Origin of the sequence: Cellulomonas pasadenensis (assembly GCF_047229365.1) — a bacterium.
Classification (GTDB): Bacteria; Actinomycetota; Actinomycetes; order Actinomycetales; family Cellulomonadaceae; genus Cellulomonas.
Genome location: NZ_JBFTEP010000092.1, coordinates 1 through 14,629 on the forward strand (window position 1 = coordinate 1; position 14,629 = coordinate 14,629).

The 14,629-nt window shown below is 75.8% G+C and carries 12 protein-coding genes and 1 tRNA gene; 5 read left to right on the forward strand and 8 right to left on the reverse strand.

Features of this window, described 5'->3' with window-relative positions:
- Together AB6N23_RS12945 and AB6N23_RS12950 are read right to left on the reverse strand one after the other, a co-directional pair.
- The coding region (locus tag AB6N23_RS12945; RefSeq protein WP_412866465.1) for a DUF1972 domain-containing protein at positions 1-1,241 on the reverse strand (1,241 nt) is incomplete at its 3' end.
- A gap of 37 nt (positions 1,242-1,278) precedes the next feature.
- On the reverse strand, positions 1,279-2,808 hold the full coding sequence (locus AB6N23_RS12950) for a sugar transferase (protein WP_412866456.1): 1,530 nt from the start codon (positions 2,806-2,808) through the stop codon (positions 1,279-1,281).
- A gap of 591 nt (positions 2,809-3,399) precedes the next feature.
- On the opposite strand from AB6N23_RS12950, the gene AB6N23_RS12955 reads away from it, so the two are divergent.
- Positions 3,400-5,475 carry a PKD domain-containing protein gene (locus AB6N23_RS12955; protein ID WP_412866457.1) on the forward strand — a complete coding sequence of 692 codons (2,076 nt, stop codon included), beginning with the start codon at positions 3,400-3,402 and terminating at the stop codon, positions 5,473-5,475.
- Between the two features lie 126 nt (positions 5,476-5,601).
- On the forward strand, positions 5,602-6,600 hold the full coding sequence (locus AB6N23_RS12960; protein ID WP_412866458.1) for a DUF6492 family protein: 999 nt from the start codon (positions 5,602-5,604) through the stop codon (positions 6,598-6,600).
- 26 nt (positions 6,601-6,626) lie between these two features.
- Here AB6N23_RS12960 and pth read toward each other — a convergent pair whose 3' ends face one another.
- The 6 genes from pth to AB6N23_RS12990 form a co-directional block, all read right to left on the reverse strand.
- Positions 6,627-7,244, reverse strand: coding sequence for an aminoacyl-tRNA hydrolase (gene pth, locus AB6N23_RS12965; RefSeq protein WP_412866459.1), 618 nt, complete (start codon positions 7,242-7,244; stop codon positions 6,627-6,629).
- Positions 7,245-7,423: 179 nt separating this feature from the next.
- Positions 7,424-8,041, reverse strand: coding sequence for a 50S ribosomal protein L25/general stress protein Ctc (locus tag AB6N23_RS12970; RefSeq protein ID WP_412866460.1), 618 nt, complete (start codon positions 8,039-8,041; stop codon positions 7,424-7,426).
- A gap of 345 nt (positions 8,042-8,386) precedes the next feature.
- Entirely contained in the window at positions 8,387-9,370 is a 984-nt protein-coding gene (locus tag AB6N23_RS12975) for a ribose-phosphate diphosphokinase (RefSeq protein WP_378204412.1), read from the reverse strand.
- Positions 9,367-11,028: a bifunctional UDP-N-acetylglucosamine diphosphorylase/glucosamine-1-phosphate N-acetyltransferase GlmU gene (gene glmU / locus AB6N23_RS12980; protein ID WP_412866461.1), complete on the reverse strand. Its 1,662-nt coding sequence runs from the start codon at positions 11,026-11,028 to the stop codon at positions 9,367-9,369. The genes AB6N23_RS12975 and glmU overlap by 4 nt, the downstream gene beginning before the upstream one ends.
- Positions 11,029-11,157: 129 nt before the next feature.
- Positions 11,158-11,976: an MBL fold metallo-hydrolase gene (locus AB6N23_RS12985; RefSeq protein ID WP_412866462.1), complete on the reverse strand. Its 819-nt coding sequence runs from the start codon at positions 11,974-11,976 to the stop codon at positions 11,158-11,160.
- 51 nt (positions 11,977-12,027) lie between these two features.
- A tRNA-Gln gene (locus AB6N23_RS12990) sits at positions 12,028-12,099 on the reverse strand.
- Between the two features lie 75 nt (positions 12,100-12,174).
- Here AB6N23_RS12990 and AB6N23_RS12995 point away from each other — a divergent pair.
- The 3 genes from AB6N23_RS12995 to AB6N23_RS13005 are packed head-to-tail and all read left to right on the forward strand — an operon-like array spanning position 12,175 to position 14,609.
- Complete coding sequence (locus AB6N23_RS12995) at positions 12,175-12,801, forward strand: TetR/AcrR family transcriptional regulator (protein ID WP_412866466.1); 627 nt, start codon at positions 12,175-12,177, stop codon at positions 12,799-12,801.
- Between the two features lie 30 nt (positions 12,802-12,831).
- Positions 12,832-13,350: a MarR family winged helix-turn-helix transcriptional regulator gene (locus tag AB6N23_RS13000; RefSeq protein ID WP_412866463.1), complete on the forward strand. Its 519-nt coding sequence runs from the start codon at positions 12,832-12,834 to the stop codon at positions 13,348-13,350.
- Positions 13,347-14,609, forward strand: coding sequence for an MFS transporter (locus tag AB6N23_RS13005; RefSeq protein WP_412866464.1), 1,263 nt, complete (start codon positions 13,347-13,349; stop codon positions 14,607-14,609). The genes AB6N23_RS13000 and AB6N23_RS13005 overlap by 4 nt, the downstream gene beginning before the upstream one ends.
- The last annotated feature ends 20 nt before the right edge of the window (positions 14,610-14,629 follow it).

Below are 14,629 nucleotides of genomic sequence, written 5' to 3' on the forward strand. Positions count from 1 at the left end.
ACCCCGTCCCGCACGTCCACCACGGCGGGCCCGGCCGGCACGGCGGGCCCGGCCGGCACGGCCGGCCCGACCGGCACGGCGGCCACGTGCACCGTCGTCCCGGCCCGCTCCGCCGTCGCGGGGCGGCGGCGCACCCGCTGCGGCCCCGGCGTCCGCCGGGCGTGCAGGTCCCGCGCGAGCGCCTCGTACCCCGCGGCCACGTCGTCCCAGTCGTACGCCCGCGCCCGGCCCTGCAGCACGTGGCCGCGCGCCCGCGTGACGGCCGCGTGCAGCTCGGCGGCCTCGACCGCGCGGGCGATGCCGGGCACGTCGTCCACGTACACGCCGTCGTCGCCGAGCACGTCCCGGTTGAAGGGCACCGCCCACGCGATGGTGGCCGTGCCCGCACCGATCGCGCGCAGCAGCGACGGGTTGGTGCCGCCGACGGAGTGACCGTGCAGGTAGGTGCGGGCGTTCGCGTACAGCTGGTCGAGCAGCTGCGCGTCCCAGACGCCGCCGACGAGCCGCACGCGGGGGTCGTCCCCCGCCGCGGCCCGCACGCGCGCCGTGTACTCGTCCGCGTACGGCGCCGAGCCGACGACCACCAGCGGCAGGCGGGCAGCGCTCGCGACGTACCCCGCGACGAGGACGTCGACGTGGTTCTCGGGCTCGAACCGGGCGACCACGAGGTGGTAGCCGTCGGGCGCGAGGTCGAGCTCGGCGAGCCGGTCGGCGCCGGCGTCCTCGAGGATCGGCGCGCCGTAGGCCAGCAGCGTCGTGGGGACGCCGAACTCGGCCGTGTAGTAGTCGGCGATGCCCGGCGCGTCGGCGATGAGGGCGTCCGAGCACCGCACCGCCATCTCCTCGGCGCGGCGGTAGTAGCGCTGACCCGCCGGCCCCCACTTCGCGCGCTGCCACTCGAGGCCGTCGACGTGCGTCGCGACGGGCACGCGCGCGGCCCGCAGCACGGGCAGCAGCGGGGCGTTCGCGGCGTTGAACACGAACGCCACGTCGGTGGCCCGTGCCGCCACGAGGTGCCCGACGGACAGGGCCGTGTGGCTCAGCGTCTCGAGCGAGCGCCGCCGGACCGCCGGCACCACGACGCGGCGCATGCCGAGGTGCTCGCGCACACCGAGGTCGGACGCGTGCTCGCGGCTGTAGACGACGACGTCGTGCCCGCGCTCGACGAGGCGGCGCCCGACCTCCTCGACGGCGGTCTCGAACCCGCCGTACCGCGCCGGCACGCCGCGCGTGCCGACCATCGCGATCCGCAGCGCGCCGTCCGCGCGCGCCCCCGCCTCAGTACGCACCTGCGCCTCGCAGCACCGCACGGCCGGTCTTCCACAGGATCATGAGGTCCATCGCCACCGACCAGTTGTCCGCGTAGCGCAGGTCGAGGCGGACCGCCTCGTCCCACGCGAGGTCGGAGCGTCCGCTCACCTGCCAGAGCCCCGTCAGGCCGGGCTTCACCGCGAGGCGCCGGTGCACCTCGTCCTCGTAGGCGTCCACCTCGCGGGCGAGCGGCGGCCGCGGGCCGACGAGCGACATGTCGCCGCGCACCACGTTCCACAGCTGCGGCAGCTCGTCGACCGAGAACCGGCGCAGCACGCGCCCGACGGGTGTCACACGCGGGTCCGCGCGCATCTTGAAGAGCACGCCGGCCCCCTCGTCCGCGTCGCGCAGGGCGGCGAGCCGCTCCTCCGCGTCGGTGTGCATGGTCCGCAGCTTCCAGATGGTGAAGGGCCGGCCGTCGATGCCGATGCGCGTCTGGCGGAAGAAGGGGTGCCCCGGTGACGTCAGGGCGACGGCCGCCGCGGCCAGCAGGACGACCGGCAGCACGGCGACGCCGAGCAGCGCGGCCAGCGTCACGTCGAGGACGGTCTTGGCGACCATGCGACGGCGCGGCGGGTCGACCTCCACCTCCAGCAGCGACAGGCCCACCGTGGGGCGGACGGACAGGCGCGGACCGGAGACCTCGACGATGCCCGGGGCGACGACGAGGTCCGCGCCGGCGCGTCCGAGCGCCCAGGACAGGCGGCGCAGGGCCTCCCCGCTCAGGCAGGAGCCGGTGACGATCACGACCTCCCCCGCGAGGTCCGCCGCCACCTGCACGACGTCGGCGACGCCGCCGACCACCGGGACGCCCGCGACCACCTCGGCGTCCTGCACCGACGGCAGGCACACGCCGTCCACACGGAAGCCGTGGTGCGGCGTCGCGGAGAGGTCCTCGACGACCCGACGCGCCGACGCGGCGTCCCCGACCACGATCGTGCTGCGCATGCCGACGCCCTCGCGGCGCCGCCGGTGCAGGTGCCGGCGCAGCGCGTAGCGCGCGACGCAGGCGGTGAGCGCGAGCACGGGGAGGCCCACGAGCACCGCGGGCCGGGGCACGGCGACGCCGAACGCGAACGCGACCGCCATGGCGAGCACCGCGGCGGCGCCGGACGCCCGCAGCACCGCCTGGAACTCGCCGGGGCCGTCGCCCAGCACGCCCCGCCGGTACCCGCCGCACGCGGCGACGAGCATGACGAACACGACGGCCGCGAGCACGGGGACGAGCGCACGTTCCCGTGCGGCCACGCCGTCGCCCAGCACGGCCGCCGACGCGACCAGCGCCGTCGCGCCGTCGAGCGCCGCCGCCACGAGCGCGTGGCGCAGCCCGACGGCACGCCAGGCCCGCTCCCGCGCGGCCTCGTCGTCGTTGAACGGCGTGCGGCGCCGCTCGAACGGCTCGGTCGAGGCCCACGACCGGCGCGGTCCGAGCGCCGGTGCGCGGCGCTCCGACCCGTCGTGCGACGAGATCTCGCCGCGGTCTGCGGTCAGCGTCACAGGTCCTCCCCCCGGTGGATCGATGCGTGGTCGCCTCAGCGGTCCTCCGAAGGGTAGGAGCGCCATCTGCCCGCTTCATCATGTTCCGTCCGATTTCACCCTGCGTCTGCCGTTCTCACCCCATCCGGCCGGACGCCACGGGCGGGGCGGGGCGCGGCACGGCGCGACGCCTGGGTGCCACCTCCCAGACGTCCGCGACGGGCCTGCCGGAGTGCCGTGCCGCCCTCGTCACACCGTCACCCGGTCGGGCGCGCGCGATTCCGCAGGTCAGCGGATCGAATCCCCTTGAACTGCCCGAAATGCGCCAGGCCGGGGCGTCGGGTGAAAATCGGTGATACGTATCACCGATAGTCATAACACCTAGCCGGGCTTGATGGACTTCGTCCTGTTTTGACCCGGTCCAGAACGCTGATACAGCGCAAATGGGGCACTGATCGCGGCCTTCCCGCATGAGTGAACGCTTCGTAAGATTGAGTCATCGCCGCAGCCGATCGGCTGGTCAGGCTCTCCCGGGGAATGCGCCACAGGGCCCGTGCGTGCATTTGTGACCCCGGCCACGTCTCTTCTTCCCGACCATCGGAGTCGTCCGTCATGCACTCGTTCTTCCGCAGCACGCGCGGGCCCGTCCGCGCCGTCGCCGCCGCCGCCGTCACGGCCGGCGTGGTCGTCGCCCTGTCCCCCACGGTCGCCTCGGCCGCCCCCCGGCAGGAGTGGCCCGTCCTGGCCGCCGACGCCTTCTCGCGCACCACCACCGGCGCCTGGGGCTCCGCCGAGAACGGCGGCGCCTGGACCCACAACGGGGCGGCCGCCAGCTACGGGGTGTCCGGCGGCGTCGGGAACCTCGTCGTCCCCCGCGCCGGCTCGACCATCCAGTCGTGGCTCGGCACCGTCGCCTCCACCGACAGCGACGTGTCGCTGACGGTCGCCGCCGGCTCCGCGATGACCGGCTCCGGCGCCCACCTCGGCGTCACCGCCCGCCGCGTCGGCGGCCAGGAGTACGCCGCCAAGGTGCGCCTCCTCGCCGACGGCACCGCCACGGTCGCGCTCGTCGACGCCGGCACCGTCCTGCCCGCCGTCGCCCTGCCCGGCACGTTCGCCGCCGGTGAGCGCATCGCCGTGCGCGTCCAGGCGTCCGGCACCGCCCCGACCACGCTGCGCGCCAAGGCGTGGCGCGCCGGCCAGCCCGAGCCCGCCGACTGGACCGCCTCCGCCACGAGCGGCACCGCGGCCCTGCAGGCGCCGGGCCACGTGGGCGTCAGCGCCTACCTCGCGGGCAACGTGACGAACGCGCCCGTCACCTTCGGCTTCGACGACCTGCGCGTCACCACGGCCACGCCCGTCACGGTGCCGAACACCGCCCCCGTCGCCACGCTCGACGCCTCGACCGCCCGCAAGAGCCTGGTCGCCCGCGTCGACGGCTCGCGGTCGACCGACGCCGACGGCGCCGTGACGGCCTGGGCCTGGAACTTCGGCGACGGCACGAAGGCGACCGGTCGCACCGCGGAGCACACCTACGCCGCGGCCGGCACCTACACCGTCAGCCTCACCGTCACGGACGACGAGGGTGCCACCGCCACGACGACCCGCCCGGTCACCGTGACGGCCCCCAACGTGGCGCCCACCGCCGCCTTCGCGGCGCCCGCGGTCGACGGCCTCACCGCGTCGGTCGACGCCGGCACCTCGGCCGACGCCGACGGCCAGGTCGCCTCCTACGCGTGGTCGTTCGGCGACGGCACGACCGCCACCGGCCGCACCGCACGGCACACCTTCGCGGCCGCCGGCACGTACACCGTGCAGCTGACCGTGACGGACGACGACGGCGCGACCGGCACGGCCACGCGCACGGTCACCGTCGCCGCCCCCGCCGACAAGACCGCCGCGGCCACCGCCACCGGCCGCCCGAACGCCGACACCACCGGCATGCCGGCGGGCAGGTCGTTCAGCAAGGTGCACGAGGGCAACCTCGTGATCACGCAGCCCAACACCGTCATCGACGGCTGGGACATCCGTGGCTACGTCACGGTCAAGGCCGCGAACGTCACCATCCGCAACTCCTACATCCGCGGCACGCAGACGCCGCAGGCCGCGGACCTCGTCCGGGTCCAGGGCGACGCGTACTCCGTGACGATCGAGGACTCGACGCTCATCCCGCAGACCAAGTCGGCGAACCAGGACGGCGTCAAGGGCTGGAACTTCACCCTGCGCCGCGTCGAGATCGCGGACGTCATCGACCCGGTGCACATCCACGGCAGCAACGTGCTCATCGAGAAGTCGTGGCTGCACCGCAACGCGCACTACGAGCAGGACCCGAACTGGGGCGGCAAGCCGAGCCACGACGACTCGATCCAGCTCCAGAAGGGCGCGAACGTCACGATCCGCGACAACACCATCGAGGGATCGCACAACGCCGCGCTCATGCTGACGCAGGACGCCGGCGCGGTCTCGAAGCTCAGCGTCACCGGCAACTACATCGACGGCGGCGCGTGCACGATCAACGTCAAGAACGCGACGATCGGCGCCCCGACCGGCGTCACCATCGCGAACAACACGTTCGGCCGCAACACGCAGTACAAGAACTGCTCGGTCCGCGTCCCGACCGCGTACTCGCTCGACATGCGCAGCAACGTCTACCCCGACGGTGTCGCCGTGAAGCGCACGAACATCTGACGCACGGCGTCGGACGACGCACAGCGCCACCACGCGCCGCGGGGCGCCGGACCACCCGGTCCGGCGCCCCGCGGCGTCCGTTCCGCCCGATATGCTCCGCGTGCCGACGAGGGGGAGGAGCGCCGCGTGGCACTGACCTGGGTGACACCCGTCTTCGAGGCGGAGGTCCCGCTGCTGCACCTGCAGGCGCGGTCCCTCGCACGGCACCTGCCGCCGGCCGAGGCGGCGGACGTCGTGGTGCTCGACAACACCGCGCGGGGCCTGCGCGCGGCGGACCGCGCCGCGCTCCTCGCGGCCTACGGCCCGCACGCGCCCCGGGTCCGCGTCCTGCGGCCCGCCGACGTGTGCCCGCTGCCGCGCACCTCGGGCTGGCGGCGCCAGCAGGCGCTCAAGCTCGCCGTCGCGCGATCGGTGCGCACGCCGCACTACGTCGTCCTCGACGCGAAGAACCACCTCGTCGCGCGTCCCGAGCCGCACGCCTTCGTCACCGCGGACGGCCGGGCGCGCGTGCGCGGCTACGGGTACCGCACGCACCCGCTGCGGCCGGCGTTCACGCACGTGCTCACCCACCTCGGCATCGACCCGGAGGCGCACGTCGACCGCTTCGCGTCCACCGTGACGCCCTTCGTGCTCGACACCGAGGTGGTGCGGGCGCTCGTGCAGGACGTCGAGCAGCGCGCGGGACGCCCGTTCGCGCACGCGTTCGTGGCGGACGACCTGACGGAGTTCTTCCTCTACGCCGGCTGGGTGGTGCGCCGCGACGGCACCCTCGACCACGTCATGGAGCTCACCGACGAGCCGAGCGCGACGATCTGGCCGCGCGGCGCGACCGCCGACGGCGTGCGCGAGACGGTGGCGACCGTCGCGGCGCACGCGCTGCCGCTGCTCGCCGTGCACCGCAACGCCGTGCCGCGGCTCGACGCGCCGGCCCGGCGGGTCCTCGCCGCGTTCTGGGCGGAGCGCGGCCTCGTCGACTCCGAGGACGACGGCGTCGCGCTGCTCGCGGGCATGGCGCGGCGGCACGCCGTCGAGCGGCGCCGCCAGCAGGTGCGCGACGTGGTGCCCCGCGCGCTGGCGGTCGCACGTCGCGCGCGCCGGCGCCACCAGGGGACGGCCGCCGGCTGAGGTCCGGCGGTCGCCGCCGAGGTCGGTCAGACCTTCGTGTGGAACCGCTGCTGCGCGGCCTCGAGCCCCTCGAGGACGACCGCCTCCACGGCGTCGGCGGCGCGGTCGACCAGCCACGGCAGGTCCTTGCGCTCGGCCGCGCTGAAGTCCCGGAGCACGAAGTCGGCCGGGTCCATGCGCCCCGGGGGCCGGCCGACGCCGACCCGCACGCGCACGTAGTCCTTCGTGCCGAGCGCCTTGGTGGTGTCGCGCAGGCCGTTGTGGCCGCCCTCGCCGCCGCCCTTCTTGAGGCGCACGTCGGCGAACGGGATGTCGAGCTCGTCGTGCACGAGCACGACGCGGTCGGGCGGCACGTCGAGGTAGCGCGCGAGGCCGGCGACGGGCCCGCCGGACTCGTTCATGTACGTGGTGGGCTTGGCGAGCAGGACGCGCGGGCCGGGGACGCCGCCCGGACCGGTGCCGAGCCGCACCTCGACGGCGGTCGCCTGCGGGCGGCGGCCCAGCGACCCGACCCGCCCGCCGAAGGTCGCCCGGGCGCGCACCGCCAGCTCGTCGAGCACCATCTGCCCGACGTTGTGGCGGTTGCCGGCGTAGCGGTCGCCGGGGTTGCCGAGGCCGACGACGAGCCAGGGTCCGTCCGTCATGGGGTCCTCCGTGGGGGCGGGGTGCGGCGGGTGGGGTGCGGCGGGTGGGGTGCGGCGGTGGGGCTGCTGCGGGCGGGTCACGGCGAGCGCGGCGCTGCGGTGCCCTGCCGGTCAGGTCCGGACGCGCCGACGCCCGGCACCGTGGGACGGTACCGGGCGTCGGACGGTGGCGGTCCGGGTCAGGCGTCGGCGCCCGAGGCCGCGGACTGCTGCGCGGCGAGGTCGGCGACGGCCTGCTCGTCGGCGACGTCCGCCGCCGAGGCCTGCGGCTCCGAGATCACGACGACGACCTGGTCGGCGTCGCTCATCAGCGTCGAGCCGTCGGGCAGGACGACGTCGCCCGCGGTGACGGAGGTGCCGGCCGCGAGGCCCTCGATCGAGACGTCGACCGACGACGGGAGCTTCGTCGCGTCGGCCTCGAGCGACAGCGTCTGCGTCTCGACGACGTGGATGGTGCCGGGTGCCGACTCGCCGGTCACGACGACCGGGACGTCGACGGAGACCATCTCGCCGCGACGGACGATGAGCAGGTCGACGTGCTCGATGACCTGGCGGACGACGTCGCGCTGCACGTCCTTGACGATCGTGAGGACCGTCTCGCCCTCGAGCTCGATCTCGAACAGCGCGTTCGTGTGCTTGAGCGCGAGCATCGTCTCGTGGCCCGGCAGGGCGACGTGCTGCGGCTGCGTGCCGTGGCCGTAGAGGACGGCGGGGACCTGGTGGGCGCGGCGCAGGCGGCGGGCGGCGCCCTTGCCGAACTCCGTGCGGGTGGTGGCGGCGAGCTTGACGTCGGACACTGCGACTCCTCGTGGGGACGTGGCGCGCCGTGCCGGGGAGGGCGGGCGCGCGGGATGCGGGCGGGCTCGGGGCCGGTGGACCGGCCGGGGTGCGGGCACGGGGGCCCGGTGGCCTCGACGCGGGACGCAGGACGGGCGGCACGCGGAGGCGTCCACCCAGTCGATCACGGAGCCGGGAGCCGTCCCGGAGCACGAGCTCCCGTCCGACCGTCCGTCGTCCCTCGCCGAGGCAACCTGACGATCCTACCCGGTGCGGCCGGGTGCACGGCACCGGCCGCCGCGCGGGTGCGCGACGGCCGGTGCGGGTGGTGCCGCGGGCCGGGACGGGCCGGAGGATGTCGCCCGTCAGGCGTTGCCGTCGAAGAGCGAGGTCACCGAGCCGTCGTCGAAGACCTCGCGGATCGCGCGCGCCAGCAGCGGCGCGATCGACAGCACCGTGAGCTGCGGGAACCGGCGCTCCTCCGCGACCGGCAGCGTGTCGGTGATGATGACCTCGCGCGCGCCGCAGGACTGCAGCCGCTCGACCGCGGGGTCCGAGAGCACGCCGTGCGTCGCGGCGACGATGACGTCCTTCGCGCCCGCCTCGAGGACGACGCGGACCGCGCCGGCGATCGTGCCGGCCGTGTCGATGAGGTCGTCGACGATCACGCAGGAGCGCCCCTCGACGTCGCCGACGACGCGGTTGGCGACGGCCTTGTTCGGGCTGCGGACGTCGCGCGTCTTGTGCACGAACGCGAGCGGCCCGCCGCCGAGCTTGGCGGCCCACTGCTCGGCGACGCGGATGCGGCCGGCGTCGGGCGAGACGACCGTGACGTTCGACGTGTCGACGCGCGTGCGGACGTACTCGACGAGGATCGGCTGCGCCCACAGGTGGTCGACCGGGCCGTCGAAGAAGCCCTGCGTCTGCGCGGCGTGCAGGTCGACGCTCATGATGCGGTCGGCGCCGGCGGTCCGGAACAGGTCGGCGACCAGGCGGGCCGAGATCGGCTCGCGGCCGCGGTGCTTCTTGTCCTGCCGCGCGTACGGGTAGAACGGCGCGATGACGGTGATCGTCTTGGCCGACGCCCGCTTCATGGCGTCGACCATGAGGAGCTGCTCCATCAGCCACTGGTTGATGGGCGAGCAGTGCGACTGCAGGATGAACGCGTCCGCGCCGCGCACCGACTCCCCGAACCGCACGTAGATCTCGCCGTTGGCGAAGTCGTACGCCGTCGTCGGCAGCAGCTCGATGCCGAGGTGCTCGGCGACGTCCTGCGCGAGCTCGGGGTGCGCGCGCCCCGACGCGAGGACCAGGCGCTTCTCGCCGTCGCTGGAGGTGATGCCGGTCATCGCGTCGTTCCCTCGTCCGTCGTCGTCGTGGCCGTGCCGTCGCCGTCCGCGAGGCGCTGCGGCTGCCCCGGCAGGTCCGGCGGCGGTGCGACGCGCTCCCCGACGGCCGCGGCCCGCTCCCGCTCGGCGCGGGCCTGCGGGGACAGCGCGCCGACGTCCTGCGTGCCGCGGGCGCGCGCGGCGGCGTCGGCGGCGGCGGTGCCGGCGCGCGAGCGCTGCACCCAGCCCTCGATGTTGCGCTGCGAGCCCGCGCTCACCGCGAGGGCGCCCGGCGGGACGTCGCGGCGCACGACCGTGCCGGCGCCCGTGTAGGCGCCGTCGCCGACGACGACCGGCGCGACGAACATGTTGTCCGAGCCGGTGCGGGCGTGGGAGCCGATGACCGTGCGGTGCTTGTTCACGCCGTCGTAGTTGACGGTGACCGAGGCGGCGCCGATGTTCGAGTGCTCGCCGATCGTGGCGTCGCCGACGTAGGACAGGTGCGGGATCTTGGACCCCGTGCCGATCTGGGCGTTCTTCGTCTCGACGAACGTGCCGATCTTGCCGCCGGCGCCGAGGTCGGTGCCGGGGCGCAGGTAGGCGAACGGGCCGACGGTGGCGCCCTCGCGGATCACCGACAGCGAGCCGTGCGTGCGCACGACCGTCGCGCCGGGGCCCACCTCGACGTCCGTCAGCGTGGTGTCGGGGCCCACCGTGGCGCCCTCGCCCACCGTCGTCGCGCCGTGCAGCTGCGTGTTCGGCAGGAGGGTCACGTCGCGGGCGAGCTCGACGTCGACGTCGACCCACGTGGTCGCCGGGTCGACGACCGTGACGCCCTCGCGCATCCAGTCCTCGAGCAGGCGGCGGTTGAGCTCGGCGCGCAGCACCGCGAGCTGCACGCGGTCGTTGACGCCCTCGACGCTCATCCGGTCGTCGGTGCGCAGCGCGCGCACGTGGCCGCCGTCGCCGCGCGCGATGGCGAGCACGTCGGTCAGGTACACCTCGCCCTGCGCGTTGTCGCGGCCGAGCCGCGCGAGCGCCGCGCGCAGCACGCGCGCCTCGAACACGTACACCGACGTGTTGATCTCGGTGACGGCGCGCTGCGCGTCGTCGGCGTCCTTCTCCTCGACGATGCCGAGGACGTCGCCCGTGCCGGGCTCACGCAGGATGCGCCCGTAGCCGGTGGGCTCGGGCACCTCGGTGGTGAGCACGGTGACGGCGTTGCCGTCGGCCGCGTGCGCGGCGAGCAGCTCGGTGAGCGTGCCCGCGTCGAGCAGCGGCACGTCGCCGGCCACGACGACGACCGCGCCGTCGAGCACCGAGTGCGCCGCGGCGCCGTCGGCCGCGCGGTCGTCCTCGCCCTGCGCGGCGGCGGCCTGCGCGGCGCCGTCGAGCGCCGTCATCGCGACCTGGACGGCGCGGCCCGTGCCGGGCACGTCGTCCTGGTCGACGAGCAGCGCCCCGGGGTCCACCTCGAGCACGTGCGCGGCGACGCGCTCCCGCTCGTGGCGGACGACCACGGCCACCCGCTCGGGCTCGAGCGCCCGTGCCGCGGCGAGCGCGTGGCCGACCATGGAGCGGCCGCCGAGGGTGTGCAGGACCTTGGGTGTTGCCGAGCGCATCCGTGTGCCCTCACCCGCTGCGAGGACGATGACGGCTGCGGGGCGGGGGACGTCCACCAGTGGTGCTCCTCGCGTCGTGCCCGGGACGGGCCGGGTCGTCGTGCGTCAGTGGACTCTACCGCCGCGCCGCGTGCCTCCCGTCGGTCCCGGTGCCCGGGCGGGCCGGCTGTGGCCATGCTCACGGGCCTACGTGAGGTCGTCGTGGTCGCCGCGCACCCACGCCGCGTGCCGCGCCGCGGACCGGCGGACGACCGCGAGCGCGTCGTGCGGCACGACCCCGCCCGCGAAGTTGTTGTAGAGCCGGTCGAACGGCCGGCGCGCCACGTGCGCCGCGATGCGCTCGGCCACGGCGCCCGACAGCGGGAGCCGGTTCGGGTAGCTGCGCATGAAGCTGACGGACGTCCGGTCGGGGTTGGCGAAGATGGTGTCGCCCGTCAGCAGCACGCCGCGCCCCTCGGCACCGGCCGCCCAGTGCAGGACCGCGCTGCCGGGGAAGTGGCCGCCGGGCTGGCTCAGCGTCACGCCGGGCAGGAGCTCCCGCTCGCCGTCCCACGTCGCCACGACGGGGTCCGGCCGCGCGACCCACCCGGCGTCCGCCGCCGCGACGAGCACGGGCGGCCCGCCCAGGGCCCGGCTCCACCCGACCTGCACGCCGAACATGTGCGGGTGGCTGGCGACCACGGCGACGACCTCGCCCAGCGCGCGCACCGCGGCGACCGAGGCGTCGTCGAGGAAGGCCGGCGGGTCCCACAGCACGACGCCGTCCGGCGTGCGCAGCACCTTCGCTTCCTGCCCGATGCCGACGCCGGGTGCGGTGGTCAGGCCGAGCAGGTCCGGCTCGAGCTCGTGCACGTCGACGCGCGTGCCGTCCGCCGCGAGCTCCTCGAGCGTCGTCCAGCGCTGGCCGTCGGCCGGCACCCACTGCCGCTCGTCGGCGCAGATCGCGCACACCTCGGGCCGCGCGGCGTGCTCGACGCCGCAGGTCGCGCAGATCCAGGACGCCATCGTCCCTCCCGGTCCCGCCGTCGGGCCGCGGGTGCGTGCGGCGCCCGCGGGCTCCGCCCCCAGGATTCGAACCTGGACCGCAAGGCTCCAAAGGCCTGCGTGCTGCCGTTACACCAGGGCGGACCGGCCGCCCAGTCTGCCAGCCCCGCACGGCACAATGGCCGCGTGGCCGACCCCAAGCGCACGCCGCGCTCGCGCATGACCGGGACGCAGCGACGCGCCCAGCTGCTCGACGTGTCGCGCACGCTGTTCGCCGAGAAGGGCTTCGACAACACGAGCGTCGAGGAGATCGCGGCGCGCGCCGACGTCTCCAAGCCCGTGGTGTACGAGCACTTCGGCGGCAAGGAGGGCGTCTACGCCGTCGTCGTCGACCGCGAGATCCAGGCGCTCACGGGTGCGCTCACGGGCGCCCTCGAGGGGGGCGGGCACCCGAAGGCGCTGGTCGAGCGGACCGCGCTCGCGCTGCTGTCGTACATCGAGACGTCCGAGGCCGGGTTCCGCATCCTCGTGCGGGACTCGCCGGTCGCGCAGGCGACGGGCACGTTCTCGAGCCTCATCGGCGACGTCGCGACGCAGGTCGAGCACCTGCTCGCCGACCAGTTCACCAAGCAGGGCCTCGACCGGCGCACCGCCCCCATCTACGCGCAGATGCTCGTGGGCATGGTCGCCCTGACGGGCCAGTGGTGGCTCGACGCACGACGCCCGCAGAAGGCCGAGGTCGCCGCGCACCTGGTCAACCTCGCGTGGAACGGCCTGTCCGGCCTGGAGCGCCGGCCGCAGCTGACGAAGGGCACGGAGCCGGCGCGCGCCGCCGGGCGTCCCTGACCGGTGCCCCGCGACGACTACCCTTCCCCCATGGCCGAGACCGACCTCGGCCGCGCCCCCCAGGACGAGGTCGACCGCATCGTGCTCGCGTGGGAGCGGGAGCGGCCCGACCTGGACGTGCGACCCCTCACGGTGCTGTCGCGCGTCAGCCGTCTCGCGCGCCACCTCGACCTGGCGCGGCGCGGCGCCTTCGCGCGGCACGGCCTCGAGACGTGGGAGTTCGACGTGCTCGCGGCGCTGCGCCGCGCGGGCGCGCCGTACCGCCTCTCCCCCGGCGCGCTGCTCACGCAGACCCTGGTGACCAGCGGGACGATGACCAACCGCATCGACCGGCTCGCCGAGCAGGGGCTCGTCGAGCGGCAGCCGTCGCCCGACGACCGGCGCGGCGTGCTCGTGCAGCTCACGCCCGCGGGCCTGCAGCGCGTCGACGAGGCGTTCGCCGACCTGCTCGACGTCGAGGCAGGGCTGCTCGGCGACCTGCCCGAGGCGGACCGCGACCGGCTCGCCGCCCTGCTGCGCGACGTCCTCACCCTGTTCGACCGGTCGTGACGTCGGCGCGGCCCGGGCGGCCCCTGCCGCGCAGGCCGCACGCCGCGCAGGGCGCGCTGCTCGTCGCGCTGCTGCTCGTCGCGCTCAACCTGCGCGGGCCGATCACGGCGCTGGCGCCCGTCGTCGACCGGCTCGGCGCGGACCTGGGGCTCACGCCCGCGTCCGCCGGGCTGCTCACCGGCGTGCCGGTGCTGTGCTTCGCCGCCCTGACCCCGCTGGCCGCCGTCGCGCTGGCGCGCGCCGGCACGACGCGGATGCTCGCGGCCGCGCTGCTCGCGATCCTCGCGGGCACGCTGCTGCGCTCGTTCGGCGGGACGACGGGCGCGTTCGTCGGCACCGTCGTGCTCGGCGCCGCCATCACGGTCGGCAACGTCGGCGTGCCGCTGGTCATCGGCCGCGACTTCCCCACCCGGGTGCCGCGGGTCATGGGCCTCTACTCCGCGGTGATGAACGCGGGCGCGGCGCTGACGACGCTCGGCACGGCCCCGCTCGCGGCGCTCGTCGGGTGGCGGTGGGCGCTCGTGTCGTGGGGCGCGCTCACGGTCGTCGCCCTCGCCGCGTGGGCGCGGGTGCACGCGCGCGCCGCGGGGACGACGGCCACGAGGCCGGCCGCCGGCGACGCGGTGCCGGACGCCGGCGCCGCGGGGGCCGCCACGCCGACGCCCGCCGCGCCGACCGCCCCTGTGCGCGTGCTGCGCCGGCGCGTGACGTGGCTCCTGGTCGTCGCGTTCGCCGGGCAGGCGTCCGCCTACATGGGTGTCACGGCGTGGCTGCCGTCGGTGCTGCGCGACGAGGCCGGGCTCGGGCGTGCGGCGGCGGGCGCGGGCGCCGCGGTGTTCCAGGTGCTGGGCGTCGTCGGCAGCCTGGTCGTGCCGCCGCTGCTCGCGCGGCGCGGGGTGTCGCCGCGCGCGGTCGTCCTCGGCATCACCGCGTGCTGGCTCAGCCTGCCGCTGGGCCTGCTGCTGGCGCCGGCGGGGTGGCCGCTGTGGTCGGTGCTCGCGGGGCTGGCGCAGGCGGCCAACTTCGTCGTGGTGTTCACGGTCGTCGCCACCGTGGCGGGGTCGGCGGCCGCCGCCCGCCGCATGTCCGCGACCGTGCAGACGCTCGGGTACGCCGTCGCCGCCGCCACGCCGAGCGTCCTCGGCGCGGTGCACGAGGCGACGGGCGGGTGGACGGCGCCGCTGCTCGTCGTCGCCGGGCTGCTCACGGCCATGTCGGTCACGCACACGACCGCCGCCGGGGCGCTGCGCCGGCGCTGACCCGCGCGCCGGCGCCGGCG